Annotated in this window: 12 protein-coding genes and 1 CRISPR repeat array; of the genes, 6 read left to right on the forward strand and 6 right to left on the reverse strand. The window is 70.3% G+C overall.

All coding sequences use genetic code 11. The annotated features are described in order from the left end of the window. Positions 1-42 precede the first annotated feature (42 nt). The 6 genes from RLT59_RS37935 to RLT59_RS37960 form a co-directional block, all read right to left on the reverse strand. Positions 43-603, reverse strand: a complete 561-nt coding sequence (locus RLT59_RS37935) for a DUF6197 family protein (RefSeq protein ID WP_311308038.1) — start codon at positions 601-603, stop codon at positions 43-45. 303 nt (positions 604-906) lie between these two features. After that, complete coding sequence (locus tag RLT59_RS37940; RefSeq protein ID WP_311308039.1) at positions 907-1,167, reverse strand: hypothetical protein; 261 nt, start codon at positions 1,165-1,167, stop codon at positions 907-909. Next, positions 1,164-1,346 (reverse strand): hypothetical protein, encoded by a 183-nt coding sequence (locus RLT59_RS37945; RefSeq protein ID WP_124286784.1) that lies wholly within the window; start codon positions 1,344-1,346, stop codon positions 1,164-1,166. Before RLT59_RS37945 ends, RLT59_RS37940 begins: the two co-directional genes overlap by 4 nt. Further along, a complete protein-coding gene (locus RLT59_RS37950; protein ID WP_311308040.1) occupies positions 1,339-1,533 on the reverse strand; it encodes a hypothetical protein in 195 nt (64 codons plus the stop codon). Before RLT59_RS37950 ends, RLT59_RS37945 begins: the two co-directional genes overlap by 8 nt. 126 nt (positions 1,534-1,659) lie before the next feature. Then, complete coding sequence (locus tag RLT59_RS37955) at positions 1,660-2,154, reverse strand: hypothetical protein (protein ID WP_311308041.1); 495 nt, start codon at positions 2,152-2,154, stop codon at positions 1,660-1,662. A 186-nt stretch (positions 2,155-2,340) separates the two neighbouring features. Continuing rightward, positions 2,341-3,204, reverse strand: coding sequence for a hypothetical protein (locus RLT59_RS37960; protein WP_311308042.1), 864 nt, complete (start codon positions 3,202-3,204; stop codon positions 2,341-2,343). Between the two features lie 293 nt (positions 3,205-3,497). Between RLT59_RS37960 and RLT59_RS37965 the strand changes: the two genes are divergently transcribed. The 6 genes from RLT59_RS37965 (at position 3,498) to cas3 (ending at position 15,567) form a co-directional block, all read left to right on the forward strand. Next, positions 3,498-4,271, forward strand: coding sequence for a GntR family transcriptional regulator (locus RLT59_RS37965; RefSeq protein ID WP_311308043.1), 774 nt, complete (start codon positions 3,498-3,500; stop codon positions 4,269-4,271). A 241-nt stretch (positions 4,272-4,512) separates the two neighbouring features. Beyond that, positions 4,513-5,745: a tetratricopeptide repeat protein gene (locus RLT59_RS37970; protein WP_311308044.1), complete on the forward strand. Its 1,233-nt coding sequence runs from the start codon at positions 4,513-4,515 to the stop codon at positions 5,743-5,745. 1,501 nt (positions 5,746-7,246) lie between these two features. Continuing rightward, positions 7,247-9,847, forward strand: a complete 2,601-nt coding sequence (locus RLT59_RS37975; protein WP_311308045.1) for a coiled-coil domain-containing protein — start codon at positions 7,247-7,249, stop codon at positions 9,845-9,847. Next, the gene (locus RLT59_RS37980) at positions 9,844-9,981 is read left to right on the forward strand and encodes a hypothetical protein (RefSeq protein ID WP_311308046.1); all 138 of its coding nucleotides are present in this window, start codon (positions 9,844-9,846) and stop codon (positions 9,979-9,981) included. The genes RLT59_RS37975 and RLT59_RS37980 overlap by 4 nt, the downstream gene beginning before the upstream one ends. 137 nt (positions 9,982-10,118) lie before the next feature. After that, entirely contained in the window at positions 10,119-10,667 is a 549-nt protein-coding gene (locus RLT59_RS37985; protein WP_311308047.1) for a hypothetical protein, read from the forward strand. A gap of 628 nt (positions 10,668-11,295) precedes the next feature. Next, a CRISPR array of direct repeats spans positions 11,296-12,484; the repeat unit is 29 nt; unit sequence CGGAACACCCCCGCGTCGGCGGGGAGGAC. Positions 12,485-12,723: 239 nt separating this feature from the next. Next, positions 12,724-15,567, forward strand: coding sequence for a CRISPR-associated helicase Cas3' (gene cas3 / locus RLT59_RS37990; protein ID WP_311308048.1), 2,844 nt, complete (start codon positions 12,724-12,726; stop codon positions 15,565-15,567). Positions 15,568-15,636: the final 69 nt, after the last annotated feature.

A 15,636-nucleotide genomic window follows, 5' to 3' on the forward strand; every position in this document is an offset into this window, starting at 1 on the left:
GCGGCAACCAGATGCCGCAGGCCCCGGGGCGGGGCCAGATAGTCAGGCCGCCGGAGTGTCCGGCACCTGCGGAACGGGCTCGGCATCGCCGTAGGCGCGGGCGAACACCGCCGCGGCGGCGAGCAGGCCGAAGACTTCCTCGACGGTGCGGGCGGGGTGCTTGTCCCAGTCGTTGTAGTCGGCGTGGGGCGCGCCGGTCAGGGCCCGGATGAGCAGCGCGAAGATCCAGCGCAGAGCTACTCGGGTGTCGGTGCTGAAGCGGTGGTCGGGGTCGGTGTTGATGGCGTGGGTCAGGGCATCGCTGATGCTCCGGCCGGCCGAGTAGGTGGGGTTCCAGCCCGCAGTGCGCAGGATGGTGATGGCCGTCTCGGCGTGGGCGGCGATCTGCTCGCCGGTCATCGGCATGCCACTGGGGCCCCAGCGCAGCCAGTCGGTGTAGTCCTCGGCCAGTGCCCAGGCGCGCTCGATCAGCGAAACCGGGGTGCTGGACGGGGTGGAGGCGGCGATCGTGCCGGCGACGAACGTCTCGATGTCGCGGACGAACTCGTCGGCGGTGGCCTCCAGGTCCTGGCTGCGGTGCAGGCCACGGTTCAGCTCGAACATGTGCTGGTCCTCTCGACGGGGTGGTTCCGGGCTGTCCGGCTCCCCTTCACCGCCGCTGCCCGCCCCGCACACGGTGTGCGGGGCGGGCAGCGGCGGATCAGGCAGCCGTCAGACCGTGGCGACGGTGGTGGTGCCGGGCTGGTGGCTGCTTTCCATGGGGCTCTCCTCGAGGAGGGAAGCGGTCCCGGGAGTGTCCCGGGCTGGAGGCATGCGAAAGCGCCGGCGGCCCGTGGTGCGGGCGGCCGGGGTGGGTGGAGCAGCGCGGTGCGGGAGGGGAGTTGGGTTCCTGTCCCGGGGTGCGGGTCAGGCGGCCGAACGGTGGCAGTCCCGGGCGTGGTCCTCGGCGAACGCCTTGGTCACGTGGAGGGTCCAGGCGTATTCGCCGCAGCCGGTGCAGTCACTGCTCAGGGAGCCGTCGGTGTCCTGGTAGACGTACACGACGGCCCCGGCCGGGGTGGGGAGGCTGTCCACGGTGACGGGCGCGGACGGGGGGACGTACACGTCGGGCTCCGGCTCGGCGGCCGGGCCGGCCAGGGCGGGCGCGAACGTGAGAATGGAGGTCATGGTGTGCCCTTCTTGGCGCGTAAGTGAGCGAGGTAGTCGGTCTGCAGCCGGGCGAACTCCTCGAAGAGCGGGGTCCCGGCCGGGCAGTGACGCCCGGCGGTGCAGCCCTTGCAGCCCTTGCGGTGAGTGCGCCAGATATCGCTGGCGGCCATGTAGCGGGTGTGGAGGCTGTCAGCCACCGGTGTTCCGATCAGTTCGTACGGGGTGGAGGTCGGTGACGCGGTGACCGGCTTCCCATGCCTGGGCGGCCGCCGTGGCGGCGGCCGCGAGCAGAACGTGGGTGAGCGGGTGGGCCAGACCGCATACGGTGGCCGCCCGGCCCGCGAGGTGCTGCGCGGTCCGGGCGGCGTTTATCCGGTGAGACACGGTCAGCAGGGGCGACTCGGACGGGTCCTCATCGGCGGTTGTTCTCCGACCGTTTGTTCTGCTCCGCGTTCTTGCGGGACAGTTCCTCGCGCTCAGCGTCGGTGAGCGCGACGACGACGATCATGATCATCGCGAGGCCACCGCCCTCACGGACGTGGCCGGGGCGGCGGAGCTGCCGCAGCGGCAGGTCCAGTACCCGCACAGCACGCAGGCGTCGTCCGCACCCGCCCGGGACATGGTCGGGGTGAAGGTGAGCTGCCGGGTCATCCGGAGCACCGGCTGCAGGGTCTGGCCCGGGGCCATCTCGGCGAGGGTGCGGCGGGTCTGACGGCCGGCCCGTACGGCGCGGTCGTCGCCGTCGGCGACGAGGTGCTGGACGATCTGGTGGAACTGGTCGGTCTCGTCGCGCTCGAAGCCCTTGCGGTCGTCTTCGCGCCGAATGTCGTCGATCGCTCCGGCCTGAGGGGCAGGGACAGCTCCGGTGCAGGTGCAGGACTCGAAATCGCCGTGGCAGTGGGGGCACTTGCCGGTGAGCTGCGGGTTGAGCGTGGTGACGCTCATGCCGGTGATCTGCTGCTCGCCGGCGGCCCAGCGTGTGTGCCGGGCCTGAGTGGATGTCATCCTGTGCATGCGTAGATCCCCTTCGATGGAGGGTGCTGCGAAGACGAACCCCCGGGGCCGTAATCCCTGGGGGTTCGTCGTGTTCCGGGGCCGGTTGGGCTCCGGAGCTGCTGTACGAGCAGCCACTGCCCGCCGCCCTCGACGAACCGAGGGCGGCGGGCAGTGGTCGTTCGTCCCAGGTGCGGGTCAGGCGAGCAGAGCCGCCAAAGTCTTCCGCCGCGCGTGCTTGCCCAGTTCGGCCTGCCGCCGGTCGTACGCCTCAAGGTGTTCCGGCTCCGTCGGCACGTCGGCCTGGGCGGGTGCCTCGGGCCGGGCGGGCGGGACGGGCACGTCCGCCCGGCGGGTGTCGGCGTCCTGCACCGCCGGGAGTACGGCGGCCCACTGGGACTGGCGCTTCGCCGGGGCGGCCGCGGTGTGCTGGCGACGCTCCTGGTGCTTCAGCTGCTCGCGGGCGATCGTGCAGGAGGCTTTCGTCTCAGCGAGCCGGACCTCCAAGGCACGGCCCGCGTCGCACCTTCCGCCGGTCCTGCAGAGGGAGCAGGCAGCGCGGTGCTGGGCGGCGGCGTAGCGGGCGCGCTCCAGCAGCGGGAGCAGGCGGTGCAGGGCCGGTGTGCCCTGCGGCCCCCGGTCAGCGAGGCGGTAGATCGGGGCCGGTGCTGCGGTGGTCTTGGGCTTGGGCAGTACCTTCGTCGGCCGGCGGGAGGCGACCGTCGGGGACACCTCGGTCCGCTCGGTCAGTTCTGCCCGCCAGGCGTCGAGCTCGGTGTTGAGGTTGATCCGGCGGTTGCTGCTGGAGCAGCGGCGGGGGGTAGTGGTGCGGCCGTGGTGCGGGGTGGTGTGGTGCGGGACCAGCACCGGGGTGCCGAGGACTCCGGTGATCGGCGTCCAGTTTTTGCAGGTCGGGCAGATGGTGTGTTCCTTGCCCGGCGTCAGGTCGATCTGGCTGGCCGTGAGCTCCGAGGCGAGGATCGCCGGGAGGCTGCTGATGTTCTTCGTCCGGGTCTTCCGGCGGCGCTTGCGGGCCGTGGGCTCCGCAGTGGTCGTGGCCATGGGGGACTCCTCCGGTATAGGGGAGAGGGGGGCTGCGTCGCGGGTGAACTCTCCGACCGCCAGGCGCTCGGCCAAGGCCGACGTCCTGGTTGATCGGACAGCGCATCAGCGCTGCGACGTGCGACAAGAGGCATCCGGCCAGGTGACCGGCCCAGGGGATTTGGTGGAGCTATCAACCCTGGTCCTCCCCTTCGGGGAAGAGCTTCCTGCGGTGGGCGGACGCTCGGCGGCCGCTCACAGTTCCAGAACTATGCACCACAGTTCTGGAGCTGTCAACAGTTCCGAAACTGTGGTTGACTGAGCTCAACCGAGATGAGGAGAGAGGAGGGCTCATGCCTCCGAAGTGGCAACGTCTCGCAGACGAGCTGGCGAGCCAGATCGCTGACGGCACCTACGCGCCGGGCGACTACCTGCCCCACATCAGAGAGCTCGTGAGGCAGGGCAAAGGGTCGATCACCACGGTCCACGCGGCCTACAAAGCTCTGGAAGCAGAGGGACTTGTGATCAGCTCGAGAGGTCACGGGACGCGAGTGCAACCGCAGGATGCAGCCCCGCAAAGTGCTGTCAGCGGCCTTGGACGTCTCAACCGGATGCAGCGAACTGGTCGCCCGTACGGGCCACGGGAAACCTCGACGGATCACGTCGTGGCGCTGAGGTCCTGCGCCGACCAGGAGCTTTCCGACCTGCTGGGTATCGAGCTCTACGACGAGATCCTGTTGCGCGGGAGAACCTTCGTACGAGGCGACAAGCCCACTGTGGTCGCGCTCTCCATCATCCAGCTGCGTGCGCTGAGCGCTGTGCCGGAGCTCCTCCGAGAGGAGCGGATGCCGCGCTTCTGGCAGGAGCTTTACACCGAACGCACGGGCGTGGAAATCAACGCCGATCCGGAGCAGCGTGGAGCGCGCCTCGCCTCCGAAGACGAGCTGCGCAGGTTCGGGATCAGCGTTCCGAGCGATGTAGCGGTGCCCGTTCTCGTCCTCCGTAGCGTTTTCAGAGACGAGGAGGGGCCTATCGAGGTCTGGGAAGACGTCTACCGCCCAGGCATGTGGCAGGTGGGCAGTGAGTAACTCTGATGTCGTCATGGCGTGTACCACTCCCTCGGGGACTGGTTCACCGTCCATGAGGTTCATCACCACAGAAAGTGACAAGTGGGGGTGACATTCGAGATGTCACCCCCACTTGTCACCTCCGCGCGATCAAGGGGCCGTGCCAAGCTCGGCCACAGAAGGGCCAGTCCTCCGATCCGCCGGCACCGAGCCGGTGGGACGCAGACCGCGCCGCCGTACCGTACGAGGAAGGAGATCGGCGATGGATGTACGTCCTGAATGGGCGCGCCGGATGGCGGAGGAGCGCGCGGCGCGTGACTGGTCGCAGCCCGACGCCGTACGGGCGCTGATGGCTCGCCTCCCGGACGACCAGATCGTGAGCGAGCACGACCTGCTCCGGCAGTGGAAGCGCTGGGAGGCTGGCGACGCGCAGCCGGTGAAGTACCGGACCGCCATCGCTCAGACCTTCGGCACGACCACCGGCGCGTTCTTCCCTGAGCGGTCTCGTCGTGACGGCCGCGCGGAGATTTTGCAGGTCAGCGGCATGGACACCGTGGATATCATCGCCCGTCTGCGCGCCTCCGACGTCGACGTGGCCACGCTGGACGCGCTGCGGATCACGGCGGATCGGCTGTGCTGCGAGTACGCGTACATGCCTGCCGACCAACTGCTCCTGGAGGGCAAGGCGTGGCTCGCCCGCGTCGTCGGTCTCCAGCACCAGCGGGTCAGCCTCGCGCAGCACCGCGAGATCATCGCGCTCGCCGGGAAGCTGTCGCTCCTGGTGGGCTGCGTCGAACACGACTCCGGCCGCCCCCGCGACGCCGAAGCCACCCGCCAGGCCGCGCTGATGCTTGGTCAGGAGGCCGGGGAGCTGAGTGTGCAGGGCTGGGCACACGAGATGAGGGCCTGGTTCGCACTGACCCGGGGCGACTACCGCGGCGTCATCGTGGCCGCGGAGGCTGGCATCGCCGTGGCACCCACCGAGAGCGTCGCCGCGCAGCTCTACGCGCAGAAGGCAAAGGCGTGGGCGCGACTGGGTGACCGATCGCAGACCGAAGTCGCGCTCGACAAAGGTCGTCAGATCCTCGAACTCCAGCCCTATCCCGAGAACATCGAAAACCACTTCGTGGTGGACCCCGCGAAATACGACTTCTACCGCATGGATGCGCTGCGCCAGGTCGGCGGCGACCTCCGGCTCGCCGGCCAGCTGGCCAATGAGGTCATCCGGTCCGGCACAGATTTCGACGGAACCGAGCGTTCGCCCATGCGCATCGCAGAGGCCCGCGTGACGCTCGGCGTGGTCGCCGCGCGCGAAGGCGACCTGGACACGGCGCTCGCGTACGGGGAACGGGCCCTGGCGGGGGAGCGGAAGTCACTGCCTTCGCTCGCGATGGTGGCCAGTGACCTGGGTCGCGCTCTCCAGACGAACCACGGAGATTCTTCTGACGCACAGGAGTTCGTCACTCATCTTCGCGAGTTGCGAGGCGGCCAGTGATGTTCCCGTACCGCGGGCAATTCGCTTCGGACTTCCCGTCAGGCGGGAGCGGCATTCGTGATGCTGAGGAATTTGTGCGAATGCGTCCAGCGGTTCTGTCGGGTAGTGCGGTTAGGCTGTGCGCAGACATGATCCATAACGTCGAGAACCCCAGGGACCGGGCAAGGTCCGCTGGGGCTTCTCAAGCGAGGCTGAGCCTCGTTGGGCGACTCACCTGGAAAGGAGGTGATCGCGGGATGAAGAGTACCCGCCTGCGCGGAACTACACGCGCAACTACGCCGTTTCACCCTCGCGGTCACGCCGCCAGGTGCGCCGCTTTCGGGCAGGCCGACTCCACCTTCGGGATCGAGGGGGTCGGGATGACCTAGGTCATCGGCCGCGCGCGCCAATGAGGTGGACGGGAATCCACTTCGGCCTCGCGCGGCCCATCGCGCCGACTTTCAGGTCGGCCGCCTGGTCTCCGGTTCATACCCGGCTCCAGGCTCCAGCTCACTGAGCTGGGTCTTTCTCCTAGCACAACCCCGCCCTGGCAGGCGGGACCCTGTCCGCTTTGGCAAGCGGACCACATCAGCTCTCCATCGACTCTTCAGGAGTCCCTTTGGCAGGGGGCTCCTGAAGGTCGGTGTCAGCTACACCACCCCGGGTTCCGGCGGTCTTGGCAGGCCGTCGGCGCTCGGGGCTCCGTCCGTACGAGCGCTCGGTCGCGGTCGGGTCCCTTGATAGGGGCCTAGTCGCGGTCGGGGCGTCCATATGAAGGTTGGCGTCCCCGTCATAGTGCCTGATCTCCCGGTTTATGGAAAGCGGACCCCTGCCCGTTTCGAGCGGGTTTGGTCGCCCGGATCGTCCCGTGTGACGGGATCGCCAGTCAATTCATCCGCCTCTGCCCCTTATGCGACGCGCTTCTCTCCCCTCGTAAGAACGCACGTGTACGAGTCAGTCACCCGGTATAGCGGTGGTGCCCTGTGAGCGGGGGCACGGCGTCGAAGGCCGTGTTCGACCACCCTCTGCCCGAACCAATCGACGACTCGGCCGACGAGGCCCCGAGCGGGATTCCCGGGCAGCGGAACGAGCGGCGGTCGAGGGCGGCCGACGGTTCTGTTGTAGCGGACGTCGATCGAGGCGTTCCTCGCCAGCACCACCAGCACGACGGGAGCCCAGGCAGGAGCGACGGGGCGGTCTCGAAGGGCTCGGTCGCGGCGTCGACCGCCCCGCTCGTGCACCCGCTCGCGGAGATCATCGACAACCGCGTCGATGACGCCGTCCACACCGATGGCTTCCCGTGTGGCGGGACGGCTTCCAAGATTCTTGCCCGCCGTGCGGGAGCGTTGGGGGGTATTGGCGCTCGCCGGGCCCTGTCCACAGGCCGTCTGGTGCAGGGTCAGCGGGTGGATGACGGATCGCGCATTTTGGCTGCTCAGGGAGGTGTCCGCTTTGGCGTGTACACCTGCCCGATGACGAAGGTGCGCACGGTGTCCGCCGCTCTTGTCACGGCAGTGGGCCGATGAGCGCCGTGGCGGCACCAGCCGCCGTGCTCCCTCTCCCACGCACGGAGTCCGCCGGCGGGTCCTCGCGCCGTCGGCTGCGGTCGGTCCCGGTGCAGGCCGGTCCGGTCGTCCCGCTGGAGCTGGGCAACCCGCTCCAGCTGTCCAAGACGATGCGGGCCCGGCTGCTCGCCGCGGTGCGCGCGCTGGTGTCGTCTCCGGCGCTGGCCGATGCGACGGACGGCGCGCGGCTGGCGTCGGTGGTGCTGACGGCGAAGGCGAAGGTGCGCGACGACTACCAGGCGAAGATCTGGGCGGCGGAGCTCGGTCGGTGGCTGGGGGTTTCCCAGTCGACGGTCGCGCACACCGTGCTGCCCGAGCTGCGCGGCGCCGGGTTCCTCGGCTCGAACGTCGCGACGAACGCCTTCGGGCACGCGACGGGCCTCGAGTGCTGGGTCATCCCGATGCGCCAAGCGCAGAAGGCCGGCGACCGGCGACACGCCCTGGCGCTGTCCCGCTCCGAGCTGGCGGTGCTGTTGAGCCTGTGCGAGGTGCTGTTCGGTCCGGGGTGGGCGCCGAAGGACAAGGCGCCGATCCCGGCCGGGCTGCTCGCCGGGCGTACAGGCCGGGGTGCAGCGACGGATCGGCTCGGGTTGCTGCTGATGGTCCTGACGACCGGTTCGACGGGCTGGCTGCAGCTGCGCCCCGGGTCGGTGGACTCCGGCCGGGGACGTCCGGCGGCGACGGTCGGCGGACTCCTGGGCTGCACGGCGGCGGCCGGGGCGAAGGTGCTGGCGCGCCTCCAGGCGCACGGCGTCGCGGACGTGGTGCGGCAGGAGACCGGCTCGGGCCTGAACGCGAAGTCGCGGGTGCGTCTGGTGCCGGTGGCTCGGGCCCACGGTGTAGCCGTGCGGGAGGCCCGGCGCACGGCCAGTGCCGTGTTTTCAGAGCTCGCCGGTACTGCATCCGGAGATCTTGAGTGCGGCGGGGCGGGCGAGACCCTTGTGGTTACTGGGGTGAAGGGTGCCGAGCAGGGCGAGATGGCCGGATCGGCAGACCTCGCCGCAACTGCACAGCACCACGCTCTCCACGCTTCTGCGGTTACTGCTGGTGGTTCCCCGCAGCTCTCTTGTGGCTTTTCCGGCGAAGGCCGTGGGGCTGCGGGCCGTCGGCCGGAGCGCGTGTGCGTGCGCGAGGACCAGGCCGTCGACGGCGAGACCGCCGTTGCCGGGACCGGGTCGCCGGTGGCTGAGGGCGGCCCGCTCCGCGGGGAAAAGCCGAAGGATTCCCCGGTCGATGAGCGGGTGTGGCAGCGCGCTGCTGGGGCTGGTGCCGGTGGCCGGCCGAAGGCCGCGGGGTGGGAAAAGGCGCAGCAGCACAAGCGGGTTGCCCTTCCGGCTGATCTTGGTCTGCGGGTGGCGCTGGGGCCGGTCTCGTGGCTGTGGAAGCAGCTGAACGGCTGGCAGCAGAACCGTGTCGAGGAGGCCGCGAGGGCGGAGCTGGCCAGTCTGGAGGGCCTGCTTGCGGTGCCGGGTGGTGCGCCGCGGCTGCTGGCCGACCGACTTGCTGACCGCCTGAAGGAGACCGGCGGCGAGGCCCTGATCAACAAGCCGTTGGGATGGCTGATCGGCCGGGGTCTGGTGCGGCGGCCGTCGTGCTCGGACCGGCGCTGCGATGACGGCACCCGCCTGGACACCGGGGCTGAGTGCGAGAACTGCGGCAACGTGGTGCACATCCGGCGGGCGAGGCGGGCGAAGACCGCGGCGCAGATCGAGCGGGAGCTGCCCCACCTGGGCGACGACGAGCACCGGCGCGTCCTCGAGGAGCGGCTGCGTGAGCAGGCGGCCATCGAGGCGGAAGACCAGGTGCGACGTCGCGAGCAGGCCCGTGCGGAGAAGGCCCGGCGCGAGGAGGCCCGCGCGGCTGACCAGGAGCGGGCGGAGCGCGAGCGCGCGGCCGCGGCTGCCGCTGACGAGGTCCGTCAGGCGCTGGCGTGCGAGGACTGCGGGCAGCAGCAGGCCGGTGGGCTGTGCGAGGCGTGCGGCTACCGGCGCCGGGCCGAGGCCTTGATCGTGGAGGCCGGGATGGTCGTGGCCACCTGGGCGGCCGACCTCGCCGACCAGGGCGACGTCGACGCCGTCGACGCCGATGTCCGGGCCTCACTGGCGGCCGATATCGAGCGCGCCCGGGGGGCGTTCCTGGACTCGGCACCGCCCGGTGAGCTGGAAGCCGACCCGATCGGCGCGGCGGCCGTGCTCGCGTTCGGCGCGCTTCGGGCCGTGGAGGCGGCGCTGCCGGAATTCCGCAGCAGCGCGCTGGGGCGGCTGGCCCGGACCGAGGAAGCTGACGCGGAAGCCTGGCGGGCCTACAAGACCGAGCAGAGGCGGCGCTGGTTCCGGCACAACCCGAACGGCGCGGACGCCGTCGCCGCCGCGACGAAGGCCGCCGACACCGCCCGGGAGCGCACTGCCGAGTGCCTGCTCGCGGCACGGCTGGAGCAGCTGCGCGAGCAGCGGGCGGCGCGCACCGAGCAGGCCGCGGCCGCCCCGTGGACGGACCGGCTGCCCCAGCTCGCTGCCCGCGCCCTCGATGGCGACACCGCCGGGGCGGTGATCGCATGACCACTGAGCTGAGCGGCGTCGACCTCGCCCGCCAGGCGCTGGTTACAGCCCGGGAAGCGGCCGAAGAAGAACGGCTCCGCCACCAGGAAGTCGAAGCGGCGCACCACCACCGTCATGTCCCGGGACGGGCGTGAGCCGCTGGGACTGGGCAGCGCGATCAGCCGCATGATGACCGAGCGCGGCATGGTCGCCCCGGCCGCCGGCGGAAGCGTCCTCGCCCAGTTCGACGCCATCCTCGCCGCGGCCGTGCCCGAGCTCGCCGGACGCGTCGGTGTTCGACGCGGACACCGGCCGCCTGGACGTCGTCCCCGACGCCCCAGCCGTCGGCACGAAGCTGCGCTGGAGCGCGCCGAAACTGATCGAGGCGGCCAACGAGCGGGTGCGAGGCGCGAACATCTGCGCCCTGCACGTCCTGGCGCCCGCACCCGTGAAGGCCGACCCCGCCGTATCAGTCGCCGCCCCGGTCCCGCAGCCGACCGCACCCGCCGCGCCGGTGCAGCGACAGGTTCCGCCGGAGGGCTACCGCGAGGCCCTCGCCTCCCACCGCGCCGCCTGGACGAGGCAGCAGCACACCAACCCGAAGATCCAGGAAGCCGCCGAACGGCAGCTCCGAGAGCGGCTCCGGGAACCGGCGGAGAACTTCGCCGACGGCCGCCAGGCCCTCGAGGAGCTCCGAGCCAAAGTGGCCGCCCAGCAGCAGGTGCGTCCCAGCGACGCATCCCGTGCACGGGCTCTGCACCGTCTCGCCGCCGAACGGGCCGGACTGGCCACCATCGCCCAGGCGACGGCCGCCTCCCAGCGACTGGACCGTACGGCGTGACTTCGCGGTATGCACCGGGTGGGTAATCAGGGTGATCGGCTGCGAGGCGAAGGGGGTCGGCTGTCACGCTTTGTTCAGAGGAACAGGAGGGCGCGTGCGGCGTGATCGACGGCAGATCCAAACAGCGGTTCTCGGCAGTGCGGATTCGGAGGATCCACTCGTCTTGCCGCTGGAGGCCATCGAGCTGGACGCCTTTCGCCTCCGTCACGAGCATCACTCCTTCTGGTGCGGCATCCGCCTCGGGGGCTGCGGGGGCCAGTTGACGACGAAGCTCTACACCGACCGAGTCTGCCACTTCGCGCACAATCCAGGGCCCGAGGGGCACCGGCCTCTGTGCGGCCGGTCCGGTTGACCGCAGCCCCCCGGCCTCTCTGTGCGTTCTGGCCGACCTTTTGCGGTGCGCTGCGGGCCGGAACCGCCTTCGGGGGCAACTTGACGTCCGACTCCAGGTAGCGCTCGTAGAGCTCGTCGTAGGTCGAGCCAGCTTGGTGGTTGTCGAGTGGACGGTCGCCGTCCCACACAGCAAGGTCATAGCTCACAGGCGCATCGTCGCAGGCAGCAGTTCTGCCGACGCCAGCAGGCCCTGCGATCGGACCTCCACCAGTGATCCGTAAGAGGCCCCCTAGTTCGGAACACCCCCGCGTCGGCGGGGAGGACCGGGCCAACGTCGCCGCCCCTCGCCCCTCACGCGGAACACCCCCGCGTCGGCGGGGAGGACGGCTCCTCGACCTCCTCGGCCAGCTCCACCCCCGGAACACCCCCGCGTCGGCGGGGAGGACGTCGGGGGCTTCGCGGCCGAGGTAGGAGGCGACGGAACACCCCCGCGTCGGCGGGGAGGACGCTCCGTCATTCGTCATGACTGTGACGTGACGCGGAACACCCCCGCGTCGGCGGGGAGGACTGGAGCGTCGCGCCGCCTCGCAGGTCGTCCAGCGGAACACCCCCGCGTCGGCGGGGAGGACTCGGATGCGCCGTCGCAGGTCTGCCCTGCGTGCGGAACACCCCCGCGTCGGCGGGGAGGACGGCACTGGTCACGGCGGGGGTGGCCCTGTGAGCGGAACACCCCCGCGTCGGCGGGGAGGACACGCCGACGACCGACGCCTCCGTCGGGCTGAGCGGAACACCCCCGCGTCGGCGGGGAGGACGCGGGCCTCGAAAGCACGCTGCCGGTGCGACCGCGGAACACCCCCGCGTCGGCGGGGAGGACGAATTCGGGGCGTACGCCACGGGGAAGGAGCGCGGAACACCCCCGCGTCGGCGGGGAGGACGCCGCGATCCGCATGCCGACGCGGGTGACCGGCGGAACACCCCCGCGTCGGCGGGGAGGACGTCTCCGAATAGGCCGTACACCGATCCCACTGCGGAACACCCCCGCGTCGGCGGGGAGGACAGGCTCAGCTTGAGCTGCTTGGGGTCGCGTATCGGAACACCCCCGCGTCGGCGGGGAGGACCTCCTGGCCCTCCTCGCCCCTGCTCTCTCCGGCGGAACACCCCCGCGTCGGCGGGGAGGACGGCTACGCACCGGTCGGCGCGGACGTCCCCAACGGAACACCCCCGCGTCGGCGGGGAGGACGGCACCGGCGAGCAGGGCCCCGGCCCGGTGGCCGGAACACCCCCGCGTCGGCGGGGAGGACGTCGTTCTGGGTGGTCTCGATATCGAGCTGGGCGGAACACCCCCGCGTCGGCGGGGAGGACCAGAACGGGACGGCCCACGCGCGCTCGAACCGCGGAACACCCCCGCGTCGGCGGGGAGGACTACGTCAACACACCCGCGAAACTGGCCGCGTACGGAACACCCCCGCGTCGGCGGGGAGGACACTTCCTGACCTGCACCTCAAGAAGGGCTTTGCCTTTTCTTTGCCGTTCTCGACGGGGTGCCGCGCTCGGTAGTTCGCACGGCAGACACCATATCCGGTGTGGCTTGTGAAGGTGCCAAGGCGAGTGCGGAGCGCGCCACGCGGCAGTCGTTGTCAGTGCCGGGTGCTTGGATTCGATCGGCAGCGGAGTTCCTTCCGCTGCCGGGCCGGGTCCGAGTGGCGGAGCGGAGGGGGTAGGCGTGCTGCCCAGGCAGAGCGTGCTGAATGAGTCGGTGTGGGGAAAGTCCCGTGGGCTGGATCCGGCGCTGCCTCCCTACCCGCTGGTGAGGCACCTTCTTGACACGGCCGCGATGGCGCTTCACTTGTGGGACGTGTACCTGGTGGGCAACCAGAGGGCGCGTATAGCTGAGGGAGTGGGACTGGTCGGGGAACTGGATCGTGCTCGCGCGCTCGTTGGATTGTGTGCCGGCCTGCACGACATCGGGAAGCTGTCGGGGTTCCAGTTCTGTTCGCGGCGAGCTGCGCTGTTCCTCAGCAGTGATCTGACGGCAGGTAGCGAGCGGATGAGCACTGAGCGGGCCGGGCATGACGTGGCGGGCATGACGGCTGCGGCCGAGGTGCTGGAAGTGCTGGGCTTCGAGGACGACGAAAAAACGGGCGCCGCTGAACGCGTCGCTGAGATCATCGGCGGTCATCACGGCCGTTTCCACCTCTTGGAGAACGGCGTCGGGCCCGATTTCCTCGGCGGCGCGCTGTGGGCCGGACAGCGAGCCGCGCATGCCACGGCGGTGCACGACGCGCTGGGGGCTCCTGCGGCGCCCGGGTCGTTCGAGGCTTCGGCTGCCGTGTTGGTGACGGGCGTGGTGATTCTCGCGGACTGGCTGGTAAGCCAGGAGGGATACCTGCGGCAACGCCAGCGGACACTCGATCCTTCGCTGACCGATCACTTCCGGCGGGTGCAGGCCGACGCGGCCACGTTGCTGCGGGATGCCGGGCTTGCTCCCGTGGAACTGGTGCGCAAGGATTTTGCGGAGGCGTACGGCATTGCGGGGGAGCCGAATCCCCTGCAGCAGTCGGTGATGGACGAATTGCTGGCTGCGGTGGGTGCTGGGAGTCGGGGCGGCATCATGTTGGTGACTGCTGCACCCGGTGACGGTAAGTCGGAGGCCGCGCTGGAGGCGGAGCGGATCTTGTCGAAGGCCTTCGGTACGCACGGGTACGCGTTCCTGCTGCCGACGATGGCCACCAGCGACCAGATGCACGACCGAGTCGCCAGAGCCTTGTCGAACCAGTCCGGGGAGGATGCCGGGCTGACATTGGTGCACAGCATGGCTTGGCTCAGCAGGGCTTACGCCGACGAGGACTTGGACGGCGAGGCGGTGGTGACCTGCGACGGCGACGAGGCTCCGGCCGGGCGCCGCCGCCGGGAGGCCGACATGCGGCCGGGGCGGTGGCTGCGTGGTTCGAAGCGGCCGCTGCTGGCGCAGTTCGCGGTCGGGACGATCGACCAGGCGCTGATGGCTGTCCTGCCGGTGCGTCACAACGCTCTGCGGATGTTGGCCCTGTCGAACAAGACGTTCATCGTGGACGAGGCGCATGCCTACGATCCGTACATGCAGGTGCTGCTGGGTCGGCTGCTGAACTGGCTGGGGTTCTACGGAGTGCCGGTCGTGTTGCTTTCGGCGACGCTGCCGAGGTCGGTCGGCGACCGGTTGATCAAGGAGTATCTGCGGGGTGCAGGTCACAAGCCGAAGGCGCTGAAGGGGCAGAGCTTCCCGGCGCCCTATCCGGGCTGGCTGTACGTGGACGGTGAGACGGGCAGGTGCGCGCAGATTTCCCGGGATCGCCAGATTCAGCAGGCCCGCACGCGGAACATGCGGCTCGGGGTGGACGTCGAGCGGGTCGTTCACGGGGGGGAGGGCGGGGTGGCGGACCGGATCGCGGTGATCGGGCGGCTGCTGGATCCGGTCGCGAGGGGTGATGGCGGTACCGCGTTGGTGGTGTGCAACACGGTGGGCGACGCGCAGGAGACATATCTGCGGATCCGCGAAGGGATCGACGGCCGCTCCCATGAGGAGGGGGGCGTTGTGCAGCTGCTGCATGCGCGTTTCCCTGGAGACGTGCGGGAGGAGCGCACGGCCGAGGTCACCGAGGGGCTGGGTCGGAGCGGCCCGAGGCCGGTCCGGCGGATCGTTGTGGCCACGCAGGTCGTCGAACAGTCTCTGGACCTGGACGCGGACATCGTCATCAGCGATCTTGCCCCTCTGTCGTTGTTGCTGCAGCGGGCGGGCCGCTGCTGGCGGCATGAGAACTACTGGCAGAGGCACGGGTATCCCGACGGTCGGGGCCGACCCGGATGGGCGGATGGACCGCGTCTTGTCGTTCTCGATCCTTTGGTGGGCGGGGGGAGGGTGCCGGTGCAGTGGGGTGAGGTGTACTCCGAGCACCTGCTCGGCAGGACCTCGCGGAAGCTGGCCGAAGTCGAGGGTGGCGGCATTGCCATTCCGGAGGATGTGCAGGGGTTGGTCGAGGCGGTTCACGGTGGCGGTGGGGACTTCGACTGGGATGCCCCCGGCGGTACTCGCGAGGCGAAGGCTTGGGCGGAGCACACGGGTATGGAGACTGCGGAGCGGAGCATGGCCGCGCTGCGCGCTGTGCCCCGTGCCCGGCAGGTTCGCGAGCTCCACGACCTGCACAGCCTGGAGGGTGAAGAAGACGAGTGGGAGGTGTCGACGCGTCTGGGCGCGGACTCGGTACGCCTGCTGTGTGCCTACGCCCAGGGGGACGGTCTACTCACCCTCGACGTCGCGGGTACGCAGCCGCTGCCGGAAGCGGATGCGCGTGGGAGGATGCCGGCCGCGTCCGTCCGGCAGGTGATGCGCCGCACGATACCCGTCCGCGCCGACTGGTTCCGTGACGCCGGGCCGGACGCCCTCAGCCCGCCCTCCTCGTGGGTTGAGCACCCCATGCTGGGCGATGTCCGAGTCCTTCGTCAGCCGGTCCTCCGGGGCGAGTCCCAGGCGGTGAAGGTCGGTGACAAGACGCTGTCCCTGGACCAGGACCTGGGCCTCGTCCGCTTCTGAGGGACTCGGCTCAGATGGAGCACCCCCACATCGGCGGGGAAGGCGTTGAGCTGTTCTCAGCCCCGCGTT

Origin of the sequence: Streptomyces sp. ITFR-6 (assembly GCF_031844725.1) — a bacterium.
Taxonomy (GTDB): Bacteria; Actinomycetota; Actinomycetes; order Streptomycetales; family Streptomycetaceae; genus Streptomyces.

Bases quoted from the DNA above. Each gene is read 5' to 3' on its own strand.
- RLT59_RS37955 (WP_311308041.1), bottom strand. From the start codon at position 2,154: ATGACATCCACTCAGGCCCGGCACACACGCTGGGCCGCCGGCGAGCAG.
- RLT59_RS37940 (WP_311308039.1), bottom strand. From the start codon at position 1,167: ATGACCTCCATTCTCACGTTCGCGCCCGCCCTGGCCGGCCCGGCCGCC.
- RLT59_RS37970 (WP_311308044.1), top strand. From the start codon at position 4,513: ATGGATGTACGTCCTGAATGGGCGCGCCGGATGGCGGAGGAGCGCGCG.
- RLT59_RS37975 (WP_311308045.1), top strand. From the start codon at position 7,247: ATGAGCGCCGTGGCGGCACCAGCCGCCGTGCTCCCTCTCCCACGCACG.
- RLT59_RS37960 (WP_311308042.1), bottom strand. From the start codon at position 3,204: ATGGCCACGACCACTGCGGAGCCCACGGCCCGCAAGCGCCGCCGGAAG.
- RLT59_RS37935 (WP_311308038.1), bottom strand. From the start codon at position 603: ATGTTCGAGCTGAACCGTGGCCTGCACCGCAGCCAGGACCTGGAGGCC.
- RLT59_RS37980 (WP_311308046.1), top strand. From the start codon at position 9,844: ATGACCACTGAGCTGAGCGGCGTCGACCTCGCCCGCCAGGCGCTGGTT.